The organism is Colwellia sp. C1TZA3 (assembly GCF_007954265.1).
Classification (GTDB): Bacteria; Pseudomonadota; Gammaproteobacteria; order Enterobacterales; family Alteromonadaceae; genus Cognaticolwellia.
The window spans coordinates 63,798-85,917 of record NZ_VOLS01000006.1; the positions used below are offsets into that span (position 1 = coordinate 63,798).

18 protein-coding genes are annotated in these 22,120 nt (G+C 39.0%); 5 read left to right on the plus strand and 13 right to left on the minus strand.

Annotation, left to right across the window (positions count from 1 at the left end; genetic code table 11):
* Window positions 1-35 precede the first annotated feature (35 nt).
* From greA to ESZ39_RS03195, 7 genes are all read right to left on the minus strand, one after another.
* The gene (gene greA / locus ESZ39_RS03165; RefSeq protein WP_146878345.1) at window positions 36-512 is read right to left on the minus strand and encodes a transcription elongation factor GreA; all 477 of its coding nucleotides are present in this window, start codon (window positions 510-512) and stop codon (window positions 36-38) included.
* A gap of 156 nt (window positions 513-668) precedes the next feature.
* On the minus strand, window positions 669-3,887 hold the full coding sequence (carB, locus tag ESZ39_RS03170) for a carbamoyl-phosphate synthase large subunit (protein ID WP_146878346.1): 3,219 nt from the start codon (window positions 3,885-3,887) through the stop codon (window positions 669-671).
* A gap of 29 nt (window positions 3,888-3,916) precedes the next feature.
* Window positions 3,917-5,071 (minus strand): glutamine-hydrolyzing carbamoyl-phosphate synthase small subunit, encoded by a 1,155-nt coding sequence (gene carA / locus ESZ39_RS03175; RefSeq protein ID WP_146878347.1) that lies wholly within the window; start codon window positions 5,069-5,071, stop codon window positions 3,917-3,919.
* A 304-nt stretch (window positions 5,072-5,375) separates the two neighbouring features.
* On the minus strand, window positions 5,376-6,185 hold the full coding sequence (dapB, locus tag ESZ39_RS03180; RefSeq protein WP_146878348.1) for a 4-hydroxy-tetrahydrodipicolinate reductase: 810 nt from the start codon (window positions 6,183-6,185) through the stop codon (window positions 5,376-5,378).
* Window positions 6,186-6,210: 25 nt separating this feature from the next.
* On the minus strand, window positions 6,211-6,675 hold the full coding sequence (locus tag ESZ39_RS03185) for a hypothetical protein (RefSeq protein WP_146878349.1): 465 nt from the start codon (window positions 6,673-6,675) through the stop codon (window positions 6,211-6,213).
* A gap of 71 nt (window positions 6,676-6,746) precedes the next feature.
* Complete coding sequence (locus tag ESZ39_RS03190; RefSeq protein WP_146878350.1) at window positions 6,747-7,370, minus strand: FKBP-type peptidyl-prolyl cis-trans isomerase; 624 nt, start codon at window positions 7,368-7,370, stop codon at window positions 6,747-6,749.
* A 156-nt stretch (window positions 7,371-7,526) separates the two neighbouring features.
* Window positions 7,527-8,528 carry a ketopantoate reductase family protein gene (locus ESZ39_RS03195; protein WP_146878351.1) on the minus strand — a complete coding sequence of 334 codons (1,002 nt, stop codon included), beginning with the start codon at window positions 8,526-8,528 and terminating at the stop codon, window positions 7,527-7,529.
* Between the two features lie 380 nt (window positions 8,529-8,908).
* Between ESZ39_RS03195 and ESZ39_RS03200 the strand changes: the two genes are divergently transcribed.
* Window positions 8,909-9,211: a carbohydrate kinase family protein gene (locus ESZ39_RS03200; protein ID WP_191321691.1), complete on the plus strand. Its 303-nt coding sequence runs from the start codon at window positions 8,909-8,911 to the stop codon at window positions 9,209-9,211.
* A gap of 132 nt (window positions 9,212-9,343) precedes the next feature.
* Window positions 9,344-10,984 (plus strand): glucose-6-phosphate isomerase, encoded by a 1,641-nt coding sequence (gene pgi / locus ESZ39_RS03205; protein ID WP_146878353.1) that lies wholly within the window; start codon window positions 9,344-9,346, stop codon window positions 10,982-10,984.
* Between the two features lie 286 nt (window positions 10,985-11,270).
* Here the strand turns inward: pgi and ESZ39_RS03210 are convergent, their stop codons facing one another.
* The 4 genes from ESZ39_RS03210 to ESZ39_RS03225 all read right to left on the minus strand — a co-directional run bounded on the left by ESZ39_RS03210 (window position 11,271) and on the right by ESZ39_RS03225 (window position 16,424).
* Window positions 11,271-12,713: a sensor histidine kinase gene (locus ESZ39_RS03210; RefSeq protein WP_146878354.1), complete on the minus strand. Its 1,443-nt coding sequence runs from the start codon at window positions 12,711-12,713 to the stop codon at window positions 11,271-11,273.
* 60 nt (window positions 12,714-12,773) lie between these two features.
* Window positions 12,774-13,322, minus strand: coding sequence for a hypothetical protein (locus ESZ39_RS03215; RefSeq protein ID WP_146878355.1), 549 nt, complete (start codon window positions 13,320-13,322; stop codon window positions 12,774-12,776).
* Window positions 13,323-13,409: 87 nt separating this feature from the next.
* Window positions 13,410-14,645, minus strand: coding sequence for a sensor histidine kinase (locus ESZ39_RS03220; RefSeq protein ID WP_146878356.1), 1,236 nt, complete (start codon window positions 14,643-14,645; stop codon window positions 13,410-13,412).
* A 75-nt stretch (window positions 14,646-14,720) separates the two neighbouring features.
* On the minus strand, window positions 14,721-16,424 hold the full coding sequence (locus tag ESZ39_RS03225) for a GGDEF domain-containing response regulator (protein WP_146878357.1): 1,704 nt from the start codon (window positions 16,422-16,424) through the stop codon (window positions 14,721-14,723).
* A 404-nt stretch (window positions 16,425-16,828) separates the two neighbouring features.
* Between ESZ39_RS03225 and ESZ39_RS03230 the strand changes: the two genes are divergently transcribed.
* From ESZ39_RS03230 to ESZ39_RS03240, 3 genes are all read left to right on the plus strand, one after another.
* Window positions 16,829-17,896 (plus strand): hybrid sensor histidine kinase/response regulator, encoded by a 1,068-nt coding sequence (locus ESZ39_RS03230; protein ID WP_146878358.1) that lies wholly within the window; start codon window positions 16,829-16,831, stop codon window positions 17,894-17,896.
* An 87-nt stretch (window positions 17,897-17,983) separates the two neighbouring features.
* Window positions 17,984-18,427, plus strand: coding sequence for a response regulator (locus ESZ39_RS03235; protein ID WP_146878359.1), 444 nt, complete (start codon window positions 17,984-17,986; stop codon window positions 18,425-18,427).
* A 452-nt stretch (window positions 18,428-18,879) separates the two neighbouring features.
* Window positions 18,880-20,229, plus strand: a complete 1,350-nt coding sequence (locus ESZ39_RS03240; protein ID WP_146878360.1) for a Na+/H+ antiporter NhaC family protein — start codon at window positions 18,880-18,882, stop codon at window positions 20,227-20,229.
* Between the two features lie 125 nt (window positions 20,230-20,354).
* On the opposite strand, the gene ESZ39_RS03245 is transcribed toward ESZ39_RS03240, so the two are convergent.
* Entirely contained in the window at window positions 20,355-21,149 is a 795-nt protein-coding gene (locus ESZ39_RS03245) for a M48 family metallopeptidase (protein WP_146878361.1), read from the minus strand.
* 175 nt (window positions 21,150-21,324) lie between these two features.
* Window positions 21,325-22,074: a hypothetical protein gene (locus ESZ39_RS03250; protein ID WP_146878362.1), complete on the minus strand. Its 750-nt coding sequence runs from the start codon at window positions 22,072-22,074 to the stop codon at window positions 21,325-21,327.
* Window positions 22,075-22,120: the final 46 nt, after the last annotated feature.

A 22,120-nucleotide genomic window follows, 5' to 3' on the forward strand; every position in this document is an offset into this window, starting at 1 on the left:
AATCCACGTCAAATAAGGTTAAATAACAGTAGATACTAAAGGTGATCTACCGAAATAATTTCATATTCAACTACGCCGCCCGGTGTGGTAATTTCAATTTCACTATCCACTACTTTACCAATTAGACCACGAGCAATAGGGGAATTTAATGAAATACGCCCAGTTTTAAAGTCTGCTTCATCGTCACCAACAATTTTGTAGGTCACTTCAACGTCAGTATCAAGATTAAGTAATTTCACTGTTGTGCCAAAAATAACTTTGCCAGTGTTGGGTATTTTTGTCACGTCAATCACTTGCGCGTTACATAGTCTGCCTTCAATATCTTGAATACGACCTTCACAAAAACCTTGCTCTTCTTTCGCGGCATGGTACTCAGCATTTTCTTTTAAATCACCATGCTCACGAGCGGTGGCAATATCTTTGACTATACGTGGACGTCTTTCTGTTTTTAAAATTCTTAATTCTTCTTTTAGCTGCTCAGCACCAAGAAGTGTCATTGGGTATTTTGTCATTTCTCTCTTCTTTTTCTAACAAGAAAGGCGGTTTACCCTAACTACGATGAGTAGGTTAACCACCTTTAGAAAATAAGTCGTTTAAATAAAGTTTAAAAATGAATTTGCGCTACCGCCGCGCTTTTACACAGCAAGCAAATTCATTTTTTAAGCTGTTTATTTACAACGTTTATGTAACTCTTGTATTGAAGTTACGGTATTGCGATCATCGGCAGCATGCGATTGGCAAGCGGCAAATGCAGCGTTCAGGGTTGTAGTATATGCGACTTTGTAACGTAAAGCACCACCACGTAATACTTTAGAATCTTCAATCGCCTTACGCCCTTCTGTGGTATTAATAATGTAGCTGTACTCGCCATTTTTAATTCTATCAAGAATATGTGGACGACCTTCATGTACTTTATTCACTAAGCGACAAGGAATATTAGCTTCACCCAACATAACAGCAGTACCGTGTGTGGCGTCAACTTCATAACCTAAAGCTACCATTTGTTTTGCGAGTTCAACCACACGTTTTTTATCACTATTACGCACAGAGATTAATGCACGACCATCTTTGGGTACTGATACGCCAGCACCTAAATTAGCTTTTGCATAAGCTTCTTCAAATGTTTCACCCACACCCATCACTTCACCCGTTGAACGCATTTCTGGTCCCACTAATGGGTCACTACCATGAAATTTGTTAAACGGAATAACCACTTCTTTAACGGAGAAATACGGTGGAATAATTTCTTTCGTAATGCCCTGCTCTTTCAGTGATTTACCCGCCATCACACGTGCGCCTATTTTAGCTAAAGGCACAGCCGTTGCTTTTGATACAAACGGAATAGTACGCGCAGCACGAGGGTTAACCTCAATGATATAAACTTTACCGTCTTTAACCGCCATTTGCGTGTTCATTAGGCCAATAACGCCTAATTCAAAGGCTAAGTCGGTGACTTGCTTGCGCATCACATCTTGTACTTCTTGGTTTAAGCTATAGGCAGGTAATGAACAAGCTGAGTCACCTGAATGCACACCGGCTTGCTCTATATGCTGCATAATGCCGCCCACTACTACATCGGTGCCATCACAAACCACATCAATATCTACTTCAATCGCATCATCAAGGAAATGATCAAGCAGCACAGGTGAGTCATTCGAGACATTAACCGCTTCAGTCATATAACGACGTAAATCATCTAAGTCATAAACAATTTCCATTGCGCGACCACCCAAAACATAAGAGGGACGAACCACTAATGGAAAGCCAATAGCTTCAGCTTTTGCCATGGCTTCGTCGATGGAAGTCACCGTAGCATTGTCTGGTTGTAATAAACCTAAACGGTCAACTGCTTGTTGGAAACGTTCTCTGTCTTCCGCTCTATCAATAGCATCAGGCGATGTACCAATAATAGGTACGCCAGCCGCTTCTAAAGCACGGGCTAATTTCAATGGTGTTTGACCACCGTATTGCACAATAACGCCTTTTGGCTTTTCAATACGGACAATTTCAAGCACATCTTCAAAAGTGATTGACTCAAAATATAACCGGTCAGAGGTATCATAATCGGTTGAAACCGTTTCAGGGTTACAATTAACCATGATGGTTTCATAACCGTCTTCGCGTAAGGCTAATGCCGCATGAACACAACAGTAATCAAACTCAATACCTTGGCCAATACGGTTTGGACCGCCGCCTAAGATCATAATTTTTTCATTGTCTGTTGGGTTGGCTTCACACTCTTCATCATAAGTGGAGTACATATAAGCGGTATCTGAACTAAATTCAGCCGCACAGGTATCAACACGTTTGTAGACAGGGAAAATATTCGCTTTATGACGCTTTTTGCGCACTTCAGCTTCAGCAATACCAATTAAATCGGCAAGACGAGAATCAGCAAAACCTTTACGTTTTAATTTACGTAAATACTCAGGGGTTAATATTTTTAAGCCGCCTTCCGCTACTTTCGCTTCTTCTAAAACAATATCTTCAATTTGAATTAAGAACCAACGGTCAATCATGGTTAAGCGGTAAACATCGTCAACAGTTAAGCCTAAACGGAACGCGTCAGCAATATACCAAATACGGTCCGAGCCAGCTTCTTGCAGCTCGTGCATAATTTTAGTTTTGGCACCGGGTTGAGTCACATCAACCATAGAGTCAAAACCGTTAACGCCAACTTCTAGACCGCGCAACGCTTTTTGTAATGATTCTTGTTGATTACGGCCAATCGCCATAACTTCACCCACTGACTTCATTTGGGTGGTTAATCTGTCTTCACAGCCCGCAAACTTTTCAAAGTTAAAACGTGGGATTTTAGTCACAACGTAATCTATGGTGGGCTCAAAAGATGCTGGTGTTGCGCCGCCAGTAATGTCGTTGGTTAACTCATCTAAGGTATAACCTACGGCTAATTTTGCCGCTATTTTAGCAATCGGGAAACCAGTTGCTTTTGAGGCTAATGCTGACGAGCGAGAAACCCGTGGGTTCATCTCGATAATCACCATACGGCCAGTCTCAGGACAAATACCAAATTGGACGTTTGAGCCGCCGGTTTCAACACCAATTTCACGTAATACCGCAATCGAGGCATTACGCATAATTTGGTATTCTTTGTCAGTCAAGGTTTGCGCTGGAGCAACCGTGATAGAGTCACCCGTATGAATACCCATAGGGTCTATGTTTTCGATCGCACAAATAATAATACAGTTATCATTTTTATCGCGAACCACTTCCATTTCATATTCTTTCCAACCGATGAGTGATTCATCAATCAATAATTCTGAGGTGGGAGAAAGATCTAAACCACGGGTACAAATTTCGTGAAATTCTTCGCGGTTATAAGCGATACCGCCACCGGTGCCACCCATAGTAAACGAAGGACGAATAATACAAGGAAAACCTAAGATTTTACTTGCAGCGTGCGCTTCTTCAATCGTATGTACAATTTCAGCATTTGGCGTGTCTAAGCCAATCGCTTTCATGGCTTTGTCAAAACGACTGCGATCTTCTGCTTTATCAATGGCATCAGCGGTTGCGCCAATCATTTCAACATTGAATTCTTTTAACACGCCTTTTGCTTCAAGTTCTAAAGCACAGTTTAAAGCCGTTTGACCGCCCATAGTCGGTAAAACCGCACAAGGACGTTCTTTTTCAATGATTTTTCGTACAACTTCCCAATGAATAGGTTCGATATAAGTAGCATCAGCCATCTCAGGGTCAGTCATAATTGTTGCGGGGTTCGAGTTAACTAAAATAACCCGATAACCTTCTTCACGCAGTGCTTTACAGGCTTGTGCACCTGAATAATCAAATTCACATGCTTGACCAATAACAATTGGGCCAGCGCCTAAGATCAAGATACTTTTTAAATCAGTACGTTTTGCCATTTTATATTCTCTCTTCTCTTGTCTAGGGTCTACGCTTTTTTAGCAGCAACGATTAAGTCGATAAAATGATCGAACAAGGGTGCAGCATCGGCAGGGCCAGGGCTAGCTTCAGGATGACCTTGAAAACTAAATGCCGCTTTATCTGTGCGATGAATACCTTGAATTGAACCATCAAATAATGAAGTGTGCGTTACCTTTAAGTTTTCAGGTAAGCTATTTTCATCAACCGCAAAACCATGGTTTTGCGCCGTGATCATAACAATATTTCGTGCAAAGTCTTTCACGGGGTGATTAGCACCATGATGACCAAACTTCATTTTTACCGTTTTAGCATCACTGGCTAACGCCAGTAATTGATGGCCTAAACAGATACCAAATACTGGAATATCTGTTGTTAAAAATTTTTTAATTGCTGTAATAGCATAATCACAAGGCTCTGGGTCACCGGGGCCATTTGATAAGAAAATACCATCAGGCTTCATGGCTAATACTGCTTCAGCAGAAGTTTGTGCTGGTACTACGGTAAGTTTACAACCGCGGTCTACTAACATACGTAAAATATTACGTTTAGCACCGAAATCGTAGGCAACGACATGAAATGGCAGTTTTTCAGGGCTATCTTTAAAAGAAGTATGACCTTTGCCTAATTCCCAACTCCCTTCATGCCACTCGTAAGCTGCTGTGGTAGAAACAACTTTTGCTAAGTCCATACCTTTAAGGCCAGGAAAGCTTTGTGCTTGTGCTAGCGCCTTTATTTCTGCGCTGTCATCAATTAAGTCACCGGCGATTATGCAACCGTTTTGTGCACCTTTCTCACGGAGAATACGGGTTAGTTTACGGGTATCTATATCGGCAATGCCTAAAATATTTTTTGCTTTTAGGTAGTCGCCTAAACTTTGTTCACTGCGAAAATTACTCGCTAACAGCGGTAAGTCACGAATTACTAAACCTTTTGCCCAAATAGTGTCCGATTCTTCATCTTCGCTATTGGTACCTGTGTTACCTATATGTGGATATGTAAGGGTAACAATTTGCTCTGCATACGAGGGATCTGTCAGAATTTCTTGGTAGCCTGTCATTGAAGTATTGAATACTACTTCACCAACAGCAGCCCCTTCTGCACCGATAGCGGTGCCCTTAAATACAGTGCCGTCTTCAAGCACTAAAATGGCAGATTTAGTCAATGTAACCTCCGTTAAGAAGAAAGAAAATTAATGGTAAAATAACTAAGAATTTAACCATTAATGATAAAAAGCGATACGCACAAAAAATGTCAAAAATCCAAGCCAGTTCATCATGAACAGTAAATTTTTGACAAAATCCACTTATATTACGCTTGTAAGGGTCTTTCGTCTAGTAATAATTGTAAAAACTCTCTGTTTTTGACGTTATTGATGTAAAGACGCCAAAAACAATACTTTTCTATAAAATTAACCCGCAAATAGCACAAATTATACCGCTAATATTTGGCTAAATTACTTTAGGGTTTTAGTTATCTTTAAAACCCAAAACATCTTGCATGTCATAAAATCCCGCGTGAGCTTCGCTTAACCAAAACGCCGCCCGCATTGCGCCTAAAGCAAAAGTCATTCTTGAACTTGCTTTATGAGTCAGCTCAATACGCTCACCAATATCAGCAAAGTAAGCGGTATGTTCACCAACAATATCGCCCGCCCTTACGGTAGCAAAACCTATGGTTTCTCGGCTACGCTCTGCGGTAATACCTTCTCGGCCATACACCGCCACTTTATTAAGATCTCGGCCTAAGGTATCAGCGATGACTTGGCCCATTTTTACTGCAGTGCCTGATGGTGCGTCTTTCTTAAATCTATGATGTGCTTCAAAAATTTCTATATCTGTATGCTCGCCAATCGCTTTGGCAGTCACTTCAAGTAACTTAAACAATAAATTCACACCAACACTCGTATTAGGTGCTAAAATAACCGGTATGTTGTTACCTGCAGCTTTAATCGTTGCTACTTGCTGTTCAGAAAAGCCGGTGGTGCCAATAACCAAGGCTTTGTTATGTTGCTGACACCAGTCAAGATGCTCAAGCGTAGCGTCAATTGAGGTGAAATCGATTAACACATCAGCTGCCAACAATGCTTTATAGTCTGTCGTGGTTTTTTGACCAATCGCACCAATACCAGCAATTTCACCTAAATCAAAATTTTCAAATGATGAGCCAGCACGAACACTACCACCGACAAGTTCAACTGATTTATGCTCGATAGCCGCTTGTATTAAATTTCGGCCCATGCGCCCACTACAGCCTAAAATGGCTACTTTCACTTTCATGACAACGTATTCCTACTTAGTAATGTTATAAGGGGGTGTTCTCTGCTGTATTGTAAGCCACAACAAAAGCGCTATTTAAATCAACTGATTGACTAAGTTCTTGTGACACGACATTAAAAATTCGCCATTGCCCTGCGCTAAAAGCCAGATGATAGAATGCTGAAAAATCGGTAAAAACTTCGGCTTGAGGACCAATAAACTGCCAATCAACACAAACAAGTATAAGATCTTCACTCAACTGACTAAAACTGGCTTTTAAGGCAAAAAAATGTTTTATCTCTGCATGACTTAGTACGGTAAATATATCTAAAAATTCTTGTTCAAATACTTTATCACTAGCAATTAATACCGCTTTATCGGGCGTATGCAAAGTACAAGGCAGCTGATAGCATTGTCGCATAGCTGACATATTTTGCTGATAAAACGCCCTTAGGTAACGCTGGAAAAATTGTTCGATAGCTAATTTATGCATTAGTGATATATAACTCAAACTTGATTTACTTTATATAAATTATACTTATAAAAAAACCCTCATTTGAGGGCTTTTAAAAAATAGTTTACTTAGCTAATAATCGCTAATAACTCAACGTCGAATACCAAGGTTGCGTAAGGAGGAATTGCACCTTGAGAGCCACGCTCACCGTAAGCTAAACCGTAAGGCACATATAAACGCCATTTTGAACCTTCAGTCATTGATTGTAACGCTTCAGTCCAACCAGCGATAACGCCGCCGACTGGAAATTCAGCAGGTTGGCCACGATCAACAGAGCTATCAAAGATATCACCATTGATGAATGTACCGTGGTAATGCACACGAACTGTGCTAGCAGCTGTTGGCTTTTCGCCTTCACCTGTAGCAACTACTTCGTATTGTAAACCTGATTCAGTTGTTGTTACTTCTTCACGTTTTGCATTTTCTGCTAAGAAAGCTTCGCCTTCAGCTGACTTTTCTTTAGCTTCTGCTTGCTCTAGCTCTTGCATCTTTTGAGATACAACACCAAATGCTTCATTAAGTGCTTCGTCAGATACTTGGCTTGCAGTATTAGCAATGGCATCAGCTAAACCAGCTTGCACAGCAGATACGTCAAAATCTTTAAAAGGATTGTTACGTAGTTGGTCACCTAGTTGACGACCTACACCATAACTTACGCGTTGTTCGATTGTTTCAAGTTTATTCTCAGACATTATTTAATCTTCACTTAATTGATACGATAAAAATTCGCCGATACAATAGCATAATTTTAACCTTCTCTGTAGTGCTAGCGCCGGTGAATTTACTATTTATTATAAATTGTTAACTTTAATGCTGCTAGGCGACTCATCGCTAGCAAGCTCTCTTCACTATGGCGAACTTGCCATTATCTTCTCATAACACTGGGTTAACACTGGGACTGAGAGATTAAGTTCTGTCACTAAGGTCATCGGATAAGCGATTAAAACATCAAACTCTGAATGCTGCCCAGCAGCCAGATCTCGTTGCATTGATGTTTCGCTACTATCAGGTAAGCGTGATAAAAAGCTCAATGTCTCCTTTATATGCTTATCACCAAGGTTTACCCCTGCTTTGCGCGCAATATCAGCATATTCATTAACAATGCGTTCCAATAAAAATGTTATGTGACTTTGTGCACGAATTTCGCCCAAGTTCATTTTTCTCGCCCCAGCCAATGCGCCCCAGGCAGCAACAAGAATAAATTTTCGCCATAAGGCTAACTTAATATCACTGGTTACCCCAATGCTAACACCAGCTAATTTAAAACATTTTGCTATTTCACTAAGCAATTCTGTTGCTTGCACCTTAGCTCGAGCCGCTTTTACTTCATCAACTTGTTCAACTCTTGAGTCCGCTAATACTTCATCAGTAAAGTCAGTAAAAGCACCTATGGTGATATGAGGCTTCGCGCCAGTATGATTTATCACGCCATCGGCGGTTTTCTCAGCGATAATTTTGGCTAAACCACCAATAATATTTTCCAAAGCAATGCCGTGCTTTTGCATAACATCTACGGCATTAACACCGTTTAATAACGGTATTACACGCGTATGCTTTAAAATTAAAGGTTTTATTTGGGCAATTACCGCAGGTAACTGATACGACTTTACACAGAGAAAAATAACGTCAGCAGGCGTTGTCAAAGTCTCTGCAGTTAAATTTTGTGCATTAACCACATTAACCTTGTCAAGCTGTACATCACCTTCAATACTTTTAATGGTTAAGCCAGAGCTTTGCATGCTCTGAAATTGCTGGCCACGCGCAACAAAAGTAACATTCTCGCCATACTGTGCTAAGCGGCCACCAAAATATCCACCCACAGCACCACAACCCACAATAACAAAATGCATTACTCTTCCTTTTATACAATAAATTATACTGAAGTTTAGCACGGCGAAATTAAAATAATCAGGCGCTAAAGCTTTAAAATAGTGGGAAAAGTACACTTTATTTCAACATAACTCGCTAAAATTAATATCCTCAATTTAAAATAGATGATTACACATAGATTTTTCAATTCATTTTTTCACGTAAAATTGAGCTTTAAATAATACGCCCTAAAGTGAATATTGTAATGCAAGGCATAATGTCAAACTCACGCTTAAGCTGTATTTATTAATTTAAAATAAAAACCTTACATGAATCAATATTCCCTAAGCATATACACCACGAATATGATAAATAACTTGCTTAAATAAATTTAACTTTATCTTGCACTATGCTTGAGTATATGAAAAATAGCATGGTGGTACTAACCTTGGGTGAAAACGGCGCTCACTTTATTACCGAAAAGGTTAATATTAGGCAGGAGGTATTTAGCGCAGTGCCTATGGGCGATACGGTGGGTGCTGGAGATACTTTCTTTTCAGCGCTGCTAGCGCAATTACTGCGTGACAATGCGCTAACACCAGCAGCTAAGCAGGAAGATTTAGCTTATGCCTTAAAATTTGGCGCTTTAGCGGCGGCTATTAACGTATCGAAAATCGGTTGCCAACCACCGACTCATCAAGCAGTGCTCAGTAAATTAGCTTAGGGCTTTTGGCGGTTAAAGCCACTAGCACTAACATTGAATAGATAGCACTGTTATCGTTCTTCAAAAGTCATTTTTTGATAACGATTCCATTTTTGAAACAAATTTAAATTTTATTATAAAGGCTAATTAAACATGTTAACGAGTTCACTGGCATGGCAAAACTTACAAATTCATTATTTAGACAGTAAAATAATACACTTAAAATCTTTATTTCGTATTGACCCTGAGCGTTTTGATAAATTTACCATAACCGCATCAGGATTAACCTTAGATTACTCGAAAAATCATATCGTACCAGAAACAAAAAAATTACTGGTTGATTTGGCGAAGCAATGCGGTGTTGATGAAAAAATAGAAAAAATGTTTTCTGGTGCGCCGATAAATACCACTGAAAACCGTCCCGTATTACATACCGCCTTGCGTAACTTTTCTGATCAACCCGTGTATGTTGATGGCGAAAATATTATGCCTCTGGTTAAAAGCACCTTAGAAAAAATAAAAAGCTTTGTCAATGATGTGTCATCAGGTGTTACTAAAGGTTATAGCGGCAAGGCTTTTAAAGATATTGTCGCTATCGGCATTGGCGGCTCATTTTTAGGGCCTAAAATCATGTCTGAGGCTTTAAAACCGTATCGTCAAAAACACTTGAATGTGCATTATGTCGCTAATGTTGATGGTTGTCATATTCATGATGTTTTGTCAGGTTTAGACCCAGAAACAACCTTGGTTATCACCTCATCAAAAACATTAACTACCCAAGAAACCCTCAGAAATACTGAAACGGCGAAAGAATGGTTTTTAAGACAAGCTACATTCAGTGATATTCAACATAACTTTGCTTGTGTATCCGCTAATGTTGAAGCGGCTAAAAGTTTTGGTATTAGTGAAAAAAATATTTTCCCCATGTGGGATTGGGTTGGTGGACGTTACTCTATTTGGTCAGCCATTGGCTTACCGCTTGCTATCGGTATTGGCTATGATAATTACTTAGCGTTTTTACATGGCGCTTTTGAAATGGATGAACATTTTAGACAAGCACCATTTGAAGAGAACATGCCGGTAATTATGGCACTGTTAGGCATTTGGTATCGAAATTTTCACGGGGCACAGTCACAAGTATTGCTACCCTACTACCATTATTTACGTGGTCTTCCCGCGTATATACAACAGCTGGATATGGAAAGTAATGGTAAATCAGTCAATTTAGATAATAAAGAGACCAACTACGATACTGGGCCTATTATTTGGGGTAGTGAAGGCACCAATGGACAACATTCTTTTCATCAGTTAATTCATCAAAGTAAGACCCCGATACCGGTCGACTTTATTCTCCCCCTTAACCCTCATGTTGATATATCAAGTCATCATGATATGTTAATTGCTAACTGTTTGGGGCAAAGCCAAGCGTTAATGGATGGTCAGACTGAAGAACAAGTGATTGCCGCAATGACCAAAGCAAAATGCAGTACCGATGAAATAAATCAACTATCATCTCATAAAGTCATGAAAGGCAATAAACCCAGTAACACGCTATTAATGCCTAAGTTAACGCCTAAGGCTTTAGGTAGCTTAATTGCCCTGTATGAGCATAAAGTGTTTGTTCAAGGCGTTATCTGGCAAATAAACTCATTTGATCAATGGGGTGTAGAGTTAGGTAAAGCTCTTGGTAATGATGTATTTAGTAAGCTTGCTAATATTGATGAGCCGTTAAATATGGATGGTTCAACTAAAGGCTTGATCGACATTTGTCGAAAAAGACGCACCATAATTTAAGATAATAGTACATTAAATAAATACTGCGAGCCTTTAAAAAATCGGGTAAAGGCTCTGCTCATTAATATATTTTATCTTAAGAGTTAGAAGTTTTATCGAGTAAAAATTAAGGTACGTCACGATAACAACACTGTGCCTATTATAAAATAAGCAATAAAAATATATACTTAGGAGCTATCCCTTAAGTTGCTTAAGTAAATTTTATGCCGATCACTGCAAAATCGGCATTTAAATTATGATTTAACCCTTCATTGGTGCTTAATGATCCAAAACTCGTGACACATTTTCAGCTAGCTATTATATTTGTATTTATGTTTTGAGCAACGTTGGGAAACTCAAGAGAAAAACAACATCCTTCGCCCAGTTTAGAGTCAACTAACGCCTTTCCCTTGTGCTTCTGCATGATGGTTTCAACAATTTTCAAACCAACCCCAGTGCCTTTTGTGGCAGACAGGCGTTCAAATAGGCCAAAAATTATTTTATGATATTTAGGATCGATACCTATGCCATTGTCCTTGACATGAATAGTGGTAGATAACGAGGTTTGAGTGGTAAATATCTCTATAATTAAAGGCCGAGAAAGCTCTCGATAACCTAGTGCGTTACTTAGCAAGTTCAATATCCCTTCAGACAGCAAGCGCTCATTAGCATCGACCGTGTGTAGATTTTCAGCCATATTAACGGTGGCATTCGCTTCACTAATGGCTTCTTCTAAGGCCGCGCATTGCTGATCCACCGCACTTTTAACATTAACATTAGCGCTAGTGATGGTTTGTTGTACAATGCGAGACAAGTCGAGTAAATCAGCTAACAGTAACTCCATGTTGTCGACATTTTGAATAATACGATTCAACCTGTGCGTTTGTTTTTCTGTCAAAGTATCCGTAAGTTCTGCTTGCAATTTTTGGGTGAATGCTCCGATGGTTACCAGTGGTGATTTTAGGTCGTGAGACACGGTATAAATGAACTGCTCCATCTGTGTGTTCTTATTGATTAGCTGCTCGTTAAGTGCGGTGGCCTGACGTTTTTCTTTTTCCACATCTTGCATTACGCTCAATAAAATAGTTTGTGAACGCGCCATATCAATTTCGTGACTTTCCATGTTGACATTTAATGCGTTGCTTAGCTCGAGTGCCTCTTGTTGCTTTTTAAAGAAAAAACGGACGATAGCCACTAAGGTGAGCAACAACGCAATCAGCACAAGTAAACCCAACTTAAGGCTTCGATCGAGTAAATCTGACAGTTGAGTTGCAAATAAAGTAGAAATTTTCTGATATATCATTTCTATTTCTAAATGAGAGGGTTCATCGTCGTAACGCAGATAATTGCCAAGCTCACGAACGTTGGTATTTTTATTAAGCAAACTAGGCAGCAAGATTAAACGTTCTCTATAAGCTGTTAGCATATCCCTAGTAGCCGGCATTTTCAGCTCACCAAGGATTATCCCACCTTGCAACTCAATATTATACAATTGAATAGTGGCTACACGTAAATTTTCTGAGGCTTTATCCCCATAGCGAGTATCTTCAGTTCGTAAGATAGCGTTTTTAAAGTTATCGATTAAACCGACGTAGCCAATCTGATTTTTCAGTTCGCTGATCTGTGTGTAAATCGCAACACGCTTTTGATTTAGCTCTTTTTGTTTTGACTGATAATCTAAGGCAATCAACACTTCTAGTGTGATAAAAAACAATAGCAAGGTAGTCAGTACAGCATTCTTAGTATTCATTAAGGCCCCTGACAATAAAAATTTAGCGTACAAGGCTTTAAAATAAGTTTTTTGTTTTCGCTAGACATCATAGCTTTGTGCTCGCTTAAGTTCGCTCATCAATGCGTTCACCTCTTTTTTCAGCTCAAGTATCCGCTCTTCTCGGTCAAGTGTGGCTGAATAAACCGTGTTCATTTGCTTATTTTTTTGTTTTATAGCCTCAAGCTCGGCAATAGCACTATGGTACTTGACTTCCACACCTGGTAATCGGATAAGCTGAGGTAACTTAGGCGCCAAAACAATCGCGGTTAAAATAGAGGTAAAAGCGGTCAATGCTTTTATCCAGCCTTGGTATTCATAAGCGGGATACCAGGTGACATAGATCGCCACAAAATGCGTAGTACCACAAAAGAAAATAAACGCCATAAATAGCGCAAATATATCTTTGTGCGGCACGCTTTCTTTGCGCTTATACAGCAATATACCAATAATGAGGGTGATGAGATAATACGCGACACCAATGGTTATATCTGATGTTACATGGGTCCATAATATGTCGGGGCGCCACAGGTAACAGTGTCCATGAGGCATAAAATTGGGGTTAGCGAATTGTTGCAACCATTCGTTCATCTGCATTCCTTTTATGGCTTATCTAGTCGATCATTAATTGTTGTTGTTGTTGTTGTTGTTAATAGTGAGAGTGAGAGTGAGAGTATTTTATGCTTTAGGAAAGCGCAGTTCAAAGCAACTACCCTGACCTAATTCAGAAACCAAGTTTACCAAACCATTGTGTTTTTCCATGGCGGCCTTGATAAGACTCAAGCCAATACCGGTGCCTTGACCGTCATTAATTTGCTCAAATACTTGAAATACCCGTTTTTGATCACTTCTTGCTATGCCGATACCATTGTCATTGATAAACAAAGAGACCCATGCATCGGATTCTTCGGTGTGAACGTTTAATTTTAAATTGTGCTCAGCACTTCGATACCGAATGGCATTGCTCAACAGATTATCAACGCATTGAGACAACAAAGTCTGATTAGCCCAGATGCAATGCAGCGGCTTGGCTAAAACCAAGTCAACTTTCATCTCTCTGTGCCCTGTCATCAATCTTTGCCAACTTTGCTCAATAAGCCTTGTTAGGTCAATAGGCTCTTTACTGATTTCAGCTTTCATGACTCTTGAAAGTTCTAACAAATTAGTTAACAGATCACCCATGTGGGTCATATTTTCAAGTATTCTTTGAAAACGATGTTTCTGTTTTTCTGTGGTATGAGTTGATAGCTCTTTGGCTAACATGCTGGTAAAACCGTTGATGGTGACCAAAGGCGATTTCAAGTCATGAGATACGGTATAAACAAACTGCTCTAACTCTTTGTTTTTTGCTTCCAAGCTTTTAGTTAATAACAGCGATTGTTCTAATGACCGTGACTGCGCCAAGAGATCATGTTGAATTCGCCCAGCTTTCCTCAGTTCCAATTGTGTTACCACTTGCTTGGCAATAATGACCAACTGCTTTTTTTGCAGTGTGCTTAAGTGTGACGGTTTATGGTCAATAACACATAAAGTTCCTAGTCGTAGACCACTAGGTGTTATTAAAGGGGCTCCAGCATAAAAAATCATTTGAGTGGGGCCGGTCACTAAAGGGTTATCATGAAAGCGCTCATCTTGACGGCTGTCTTGTATTTCAAACACATCATCGTGGTGAAGTGCATGCGCACAAAAAGCAATATCACGCGGGGTTTCTTGCGCGTCGAGCCCATGATGAGACTTAAACCATTGTCGTTTCTCATCAATTAAAGAGATTAACGCAATGGGTGTGCCACAAACACTAGACGCTAGATCAGTTAATTGATCATAAGCCTGCTCTGCAAGCGTGTCTAAGATATTATACTCATTCAGAGCGGTTAAACGAGCCGATTCATTATCGGGTATTGCAGCTGATTTCATCTTTTTAGCCCACCGAGTTTAGCATTGACTTGTATGTAAAATATTGGTCTAGATAATAAAGCGCCACTGTGCTGATTAACTTTGTTCAAGTAACTTTGCCTCTAACAAGTCGGCTGGCATGGGCCTGCCAAGTAAGTAACCTTGTATTTTATCAATTTTCAACTTATGGCATAAAGCCAACTGGCGGTCTGTTTCAACCCCCTCAGCAACAACGGTAAAATCCAGTAATTTCAACATATGGGTTACTGCTTCTAATAAACATTTTTTATTATCAGCATCGGTGGCATTTTTTTGCAGTGATTTGTCCAATTTAACAATGTCAATCGGGAAGTTGTTTAAATGGGCAATGGAGGAAAAACCCATACCAAAATCATCCAAGGCTATTTTAAAGCCTAGTGACGAGAGCGAATGCAGTGTTTTTCGCGTTACCTCATCATCTTCCAATAATGCTGTTTCAGTAATTTCTAAGGTAATGGTATGAGGCAAAACACCATGTTCTTCGGTTTTGTTTTTAATTTTTTGCGTTAACTGTGCGTCCTGTAATTGCAGTGCTGAAATATTAATTGCCATAGTAAAGTTGCGATCAAAACGCCTCTGCCATGAGGCCAAGTCAGTTAGGGCAACAGTGATAACCCACTGCCCTAAGTCATGAATCAAACGGGTTTCCTCAGCAATAGGAATGAACTCATCGGGTGCATAAAATTTTGGCGTATCCGGCCACCTAATCAGCGCTTCGACACCTTGTATTTTTTCGCTATGAGCACAAAAAACCGGTTGATAGAATAACCGGAACGATGATTCTCTAAGAATGTCGCTAATTTCACCTTGGATTAAGAAGCGACGGTTAAACTCGTCCTGATAATGTGATTGATAAAAGCGTAATGAATTTTTACCGTTTTGCTTTGCTCGGTACATCGCGATATCAGCACATTTTACCAATTTATGGCGGCTATCTGCATCATTAGGATACAATGCAGCGCCAATGCTCACCGTGCAGTTGATACGTTGACCGTCAATATAGAAAGGTTCTTGTACTGATTTTAGGATGCGATTACCAATCATGTTAACTTCTTCAACCGAATGTATATTCGCCAAAGTAATAGCAAATTCATCACCTCCGAGTCGTGCAAAACCATCGTTTTCTCGTAGATATTTTTGGACTCGAGCAACCCATTCAACTAATAGTCGGTCTCCTGCATCATGACCCAAGGTATCATTAACGTACTTAAAATTGTCTAAATCCAGCGCCAGCATGCCAACTGAGACCTTCAGTCGTTGGCTATTGGCAATCATAAACTTAAGCGTTTCATCAAAATAGTAACGGTTGTGCAAGCTAGTTAACTGGTCTTTTTCCGCCATATTTTTTACAGCCAAGTAGCTTTGGTGCATTCTTTGCTCCATCTCAAAGCGTTTGGTCGAATGGATAATCGCTTGATGGAGTTTAATATATGAAACCTCACTTTTGGGGATAAAGTCTTGCGCACCCGCCTCAATGCAATTAAGCGCAATTGAAGAGCCTTGCGCGGCACTGATAACAATAATAGCAGTATTGCCTAAATTAGGGCGAGAGCGTATTTCGATAATCATTTCAATGCCATTAACTTCAGGCATATGATAATCGAGCAAAATAATGTCGAAGGATTCTGCATCCATCATCGCAAGGCCGTTGACAACAGAGTCGGCATATTTCACTTGATAATTATTTTGCAAAGACGAAGTTAGCGCTCTTTTAACAATCGCCATATCAATTTCGTCATCGTCAACAATAAGTATTTTCATTTTTGATCTTATCCCTGTATGTCTATGTGCTTTAAAACCTTTAGTAAGGTTATTTAAAACCTTTAGTAAGGTTATTTAAAACTTTTTGTAAAATCAGAGGCTATTAAAGCCTATTTTTCAAAGTTAAAAAGCGTTTTGGCTAGATACAAAAAAATATATTCTGATCTACTACGAGTAATACTCTTGATCGTTCAAGGTCTATTTCACATAAACTACTCGTTGTAATATCCATAGACATTATCAATCTAAGTTGATAATGTCTAAGCTTATTTTATATATAAATCACTTTAATTGTATATATTTTACATGTAATTTGTATATATATTGTAAATATAATATGTATTAATTATATACAAATTACATGCAAAATATATTTAGATTATTAACAAGGGATAACACTTAATATGAAAGTGATAGTAATAGAAGATAACCCTGATCATTTTGAGATTATTGAAGATGCGTTTGCGTCTATTACTGAAATACACGCTCAAGTTGTTCGAGCTGACACTTTAGCCGCTGGAAAATCAATGCTTTTTTCTCAGCACTTTGATATCTGCTTGTGTGACTTACAGCTTCCTGACTCAGCAATAGAGCAAACAGTAGAATGGTTAAGTTCGCAAACCCACCCATTACCTATGGTGACATTAACCTCACTACACAGTATTGAGATCGCCCAAAACTTGCTCCATAAAGGTGTGCAGGACTATTTATCTAAAGATGAACTAACACCACTATTGCTTTACAAAACATGTCGGTATGCTATTGAACGTTTTAGGCACCAACAAGAAATTGCTGGATACAATCAAGACATGCAAGTATTCTGCGACAGTTTATCGCATGACTTCAATGGTCATATTAACCGTATCAAAGGTGTATCCGGAGCGTTAAAGTCAGATTTGATGGAAAGAACCCCTTGTACCGCAAATGAATTACAGTGGTTTGATTATCTAGAAAAAAGCACCTCAGAAGTACAAAATTTAGTTTCTGATTTGCAGAGTTACTTGTCTGTTGGCTATGTAAACCAAGTCTTTGAAACGGTTAATTTGAAGTTGGTGGTTGACAAGGTCGTGGCTTCCCTAAAAAGCACCCTACAAATTGACTTTGAAGCTAATATGCCAAACGAGCTTGCTACCATCTCAGGCAATACAGCCTTGTTACAACTGCTGTTCCAAAACCTTATCGCGAATAGCATAAAATTCAATAATGACCGGCCAATTATCGACATAACGATGCAAGATAATGGCAATTATGTTGATATTATTCTGCAGGACAATGGTATTGGATTTGATCCGGTACACGCCAAAAAAATATTTTCACCGTTTAATCGACTGGCTAATGGTAAGAAATTTTCAGGCTCTGGCTTAGGCTTAAGTATTGTGAAGCGCATCATTGCACATCATGATGGTAGTATCGAAGCACATTCAGCGTTAGGCGTAGGCAGTAAATTTACCCTTAAATTCCTAAAGAAGTAAGAAAAGAATAATAAAAAACCTAATATTGCGCATATCAACTATAGGCTAACTTAGCTTTAAAGCAGACAAACTAACAAGGAGAAGACGGTGGAAAATCTTAAACCGATTTCGGCATTAATGGTGGAAGACAATATCGATCATGCAGAGCTAATGATGGATGCTTTCAACGATTTTAATATTAAAAATACCATAGCACATGTCATGGACGGTGAGCAGGCAATTGCTTATCTAAGAAACGAAACACCTTATGAAGACAAGCTTAAGTTTACCCGTCCAGATATTATTTTTTTGGATATTAGAATGCCCAGACAAGGCGGCATTGCGACGCTAAAAATAATTAAAGCCGATGATGACCTGTGTGGTATTCCTGTTGTAATGATCAGCACTTCAAAAACTGCACCAGAAATAAAAGAGTGTTATCGTTTGGGTGCTAGTGGCTATATTACTAAGCCTTTACAGTTTGATGACTTTTCTAATAAAATGAAAGAGTTAAATTACTACTGGGTACTAACATCTGAATTGCCAAAATAAAGAATTAGCTGGTGTGTGACTGGTTTTAACAAGCGAAAAAATAATATCAAGGCTTGACCTATATTGAATAATCTCTACTGGCAAAAACCTGTAGAGATTATTTAGCTTATGAAACTATTAAGTAATTCAGCTCATGTTCATAGTTCTAACTCTTTTTTATATAGTTTTTTATTGTTAGCCAGCTTTTATTAAACTTTGTGTAACCAGTAAAATGATCAGATAATTAGCAAGATTGGTATTAAACATAAGTTCAATAACATTAGCGCCACAAGTAGTCTTTTTATGCTACTAGCAGCAGTTGATAGTAGTAAGGGTTGAAAAATAAAATGAACTTCTAGACGTCTAGATTGACAAATGACATTAACACCATATAATACAATCCAACATAGACATTCCACAAAATACAGTTATTGTTTACTTTGAATAAAATAATAACTAAAAAGACCCTATTCATGAGCCATAATATTTCACCTAAACCTACGCCAGCATCATTGCCAAAAAGTAACCCGAAACCAAGTTTAAAAAGCCTCTTACCTTTTGGTGCTTTTCTCGCAATATTTCTGGGCACGGGTATCGTTTTAACACTGCAAGGCGTTGACTTTGCCTTTTACCAATTACCCGCCAGTATTGCCATTATTCCTGCGATATTATTAGCTATTTATATGGGTAGAGAGACAGTAAATGAGCAAATCAGCCAGTTTATAGCCGGAGCTGGCCATCAAAATATCATTACTATGTGTATTATCTATCTTTTGGCTGGCGCTTTCGCGACGGTGGCTAAAGCAACGGGTAGTGTTGATGCTAGTGTGCAGCTCGGGCTATCGTTTTTTCCTGATTATTTCTTACTACCGGGGCTTTTCTTGGTGGCGGCATTTCTTGCTACCGCCATGGGAACCTCAATGGGTACCATTGCGGCTATAGCGCCAATTGCCTTAGGCTTTGTTGAGTCTGCTGATATCGATGCTAGCCTTATTGCTGGCTGCATTATATCTGGGGCTATTTTTGGTGATAATTTATCAATAATTTCTGATACCACAATAGCGTCAACCCGCAGCCAAGGCGCGCACATGAAAGATAAGTTTCGAGTTAATTTTAAGTTTGCCGTACCTGCCGCCTTAATTTGTTTAGCTATTTTAGCCGCCAATGGCGTTGCCTTAAATCACGAGGTAAGCCAAGACCTAGATGTTATTGGTTTTATACCTTATATCGTTATTTTGGCATTAGCACTGTCAGGTGTGAATGTTTTTATGGTCTTGATTATTGGTATTATCTTGGCTGCGGCCATTGGTATGCTCAACAACGGTTATCAACTGGCTAGTTGGGTAAGTGATATCAATAAAGGTTTTGCCAGTATGCAAGATATCTTTATTTTGTCATTATTTATTGGTGGTCTAAGTGAATTAATTAAACGCCAAGGGGGCTTAAGTGCTTTAACCGCCAGTATTGAAGGTTTAACGCGTAAGATTAGCCCAAACAATCAAAAGCGTGCTGCTGGTATTGGTATTGGCGCTTTAGCTTTTTGTTGTAACTTTTTTACTGCAAATAATACTGTTTCTATTATTGTGACTGGTGAAACGGCAAAAGACTTAGCCACTGACGGTGAGCTCAGCCCAGCCCATTCAGCGAGTTTATTAGATATTTACGCTTGTATAAACCAAGGTTTATTGCCCTATGGCGCACAAGCCTTGTTGCTGGGCGCTACCTTAAAAATATCCCCTTTAGACGTGGTGGCAAATGCCTACTACCCGATGATTTTATTTCTCGTGGCTAGTTTCGCTTTTTGGCGTATCACAAAAAAATAAGCGCTTTGCTTAAGCCAAAAAAACCGCTGCGCTAATATCGTCATTTAACATGAACAGACATTAGCGTAGCGGCCCTATTTTAAGTTTTAGTTTCAAGCTCAAAAAAATAATCTTACCAGATTAAATTAAATTGCTGGTTGCAGACATTTAGGCGCTATTGCTTGTTTAAAAATTGGTGTTGATTTAGGCAAATGCGCAGTTAACTGTTTAATACGCGTGGCGTTTGACGGATGGGTTGACATAAACTCAGGTGGCGCAGCTTTTGATAATTTCGCCATATTTTGCCACAGCTTGATACTCGCTTTTGGGTCAAAGCCTGATTTTGCCATTAAGTCTTGACCAACAATATCTGCTTCGCTTTCGTGGCTACGACCATATGGCATCAATACCCCGTACTGCACACCTAGCCCTAAACCTGCCATGACGGTATTTCTACTTTCAATATTTTGGCTTTCAAGTACCACGCTAACAATTGACAGGCCCATTTGGCTAACCTGATTGGACGATAAGCGTTCGTTAGAATGATGTTCGATTACATGCCCAACTTCATGACCGATAATGGCGCCTAATTGGTCTTGGTTTTCTGTCACTTTTAATATGCCGGTATAAACACCTATTTTACCACCTGGCAGTGCAAAAGCATTCACTTGTTCCGAATCAAATACCACCACTTCCCAAGCGCCGTTATGAGCAGATTGTGGCACATTCTTGGTGATCGCATTAGCAACACATTGCACATAACGATTGATTTCGGGCGACTGACTAATTTTTTCTTTGGTTTTCATTTCTTCAAATGATGCGCTACCCATTTTATTAAGCTCACTTTCTGACATCATCATTAACTGCGAACGACCCGTTGAAGACTTTGTACAACCGGTTAAGGTGATTATTGCTAGGCATATCGCCAAAGTTAATTTCATCTAATTTCCTAAAAATACAGCTTAAAAAATTTACTTTAACATAAATACTTCAGTCGCTTATTCTAAGGAATGAAAATATAAATATCTATGGTTTGTTAGCTAAAGCTAACTTTTTATAAATGGCTCTAGCCTAGAGACTAAACCCGTGATTAAACTAATAACTAAACTAGTGACTTTATTGCTTAATTAGCGTGTCTTGGCCTTTACTCACCCCATAAATGTCGTCGGGATAAAAACCTAAGGTGACATGAAAGTCTTTATTTTTTAACAATAAATTTTGACGAATAAATTGTCCATCAGCAGAGGATGCAACGACAAAGTAGCTCTTCTTCTCATCATTCTCAACGCGGCCTAAACCATGTAAAACAACACGAAATTGCTTTGGTAATTTTAATTGTGTTTTATTAATAGTTTGATATTCATACGGATTAACCAAGGTAATATGAAAAGTTTGCTGATCACGCGCCGCTTGATACTGGCGATAAATAGCATATTGCTCTTCACCTAATGCACTTTTTAGTTGTTTTAAGTAAAGGCTAAGGTCAGCGAGAGAAATTTTACCGCCTAAATAAACTAAACCACTGTTATCTCTAAGTTCACTAATCTCTAAACTTAAGGTTTTATCTTTGTTAAAGGTCTCTGCTGACAATTTATTTTCCGACTGCGCTAGCACTCTAGCTAATGGCGTCGCTTTTTGCGGTTTAGCTGCTAGTTTAGGGCTTACTTCTGCATGAGTACTGATATTAGTACTTTTATCATTATTTATATGAGCAAGCTCGGTAGTAATAGCAACTTGCTCAAGGCTTTGAACTAGTGGTTTTTTTTCTTGTATAACCGCTAGATGCTCTGTTAATGGTGTCGCTATCGCTGAATTAGCTAGAGTGGTGATCATGATAATCACAGCCCAATATATTTTTTTGTTCATTCGCTTACTTTCGTTCATGGCACACTCAGTTTAATATTACATCATT

Excerpts from the sequence above, each read along its gene's own strand:
- greA (WP_146878345.1), bottom strand. The coding sequence starts at position 512 with ATGACAAAATACCCAATGACACTTCTTGGTGCTGAGCAGCTAAAAGAA.
- carB (WP_146878346.1), bottom strand. The coding sequence starts at position 3,887 with ATGGCAAAACGTACTGATTTAAAAAGTATCTTGATCTTAGGCGCTGGC.
- dapB (WP_146878348.1), bottom strand. The coding sequence starts at position 6,185 with ATGAAAGTGAAAGTAGCCATTTTAGGCTGTAGTGGGCGCATGGGCCGA.
- ESZ39_RS03190 (WP_146878350.1), bottom strand. The coding sequence starts at position 7,370 with ATGTCTGAGAATAAACTTGAAACAATCGAACAACGCGTAAGTTATGGT.
- ESZ39_RS03195 (WP_146878351.1), bottom strand. The coding sequence starts at position 8,528 with ATGCATTTTGTTATTGTGGGTTGTGGTGCTGTGGGTGGATATTTTGGT.
- ESZ39_RS03200 (WP_191321691.1), top strand. The coding sequence starts at position 8,909 with ATGAAAAATAGCATGGTGGTACTAACCTTGGGTGAAAACGGCGCTCAC.
- pgi (WP_146878353.1), top strand. The coding sequence starts at position 9,344 with ATGTTAACGAGTTCACTGGCATGGCAAAACTTACAAATTCATTATTTA.
- ESZ39_RS03210 (WP_146878354.1), bottom strand. The coding sequence starts at position 12,713 with ATGAATACTAAGAATGCTGTACTGACTACCTTGCTATTGTTTTTTATC.
- ESZ39_RS03215 (WP_146878355.1), bottom strand. The coding sequence starts at position 13,322 with ATGAACGAATGGTTGCAACAATTCGCTAACCCCAATTTTATGCCTCAT.
- ESZ39_RS03220 (WP_146878356.1), bottom strand. The coding sequence starts at position 14,645 with ATGAAATCAGCTGCAATACCCGATAATGAATCGGCTCGTTTAACCGCT.
- ESZ39_RS03225 (WP_146878357.1), bottom strand. The coding sequence starts at position 16,424 with ATGAAAATACTTATTGTTGACGATGACGAAATTGATATGGCGATTGTT.
- ESZ39_RS03230 (WP_146878358.1), top strand. The coding sequence starts at position 16,829 with ATGAAAGTGATAGTAATAGAAGATAACCCTGATCATTTTGAGATTATT.
- ESZ39_RS03240 (WP_146878360.1), top strand. The coding sequence starts at position 18,880 with ATGAGCCATAATATTTCACCTAAACCTACGCCAGCATCATTGCCAAAA.
- ESZ39_RS03245 (WP_146878361.1), bottom strand. The coding sequence starts at position 21,149 with ATGAAATTAACTTTGGCGATATGCCTAGCAATAATCACCTTAACCGGT.
- ESZ39_RS03250 (WP_146878362.1), bottom strand. The coding sequence starts at position 22,074 with ATGAACAAAAAAATATATTGGGCTGTGATTATCATGATCACCACTCTA.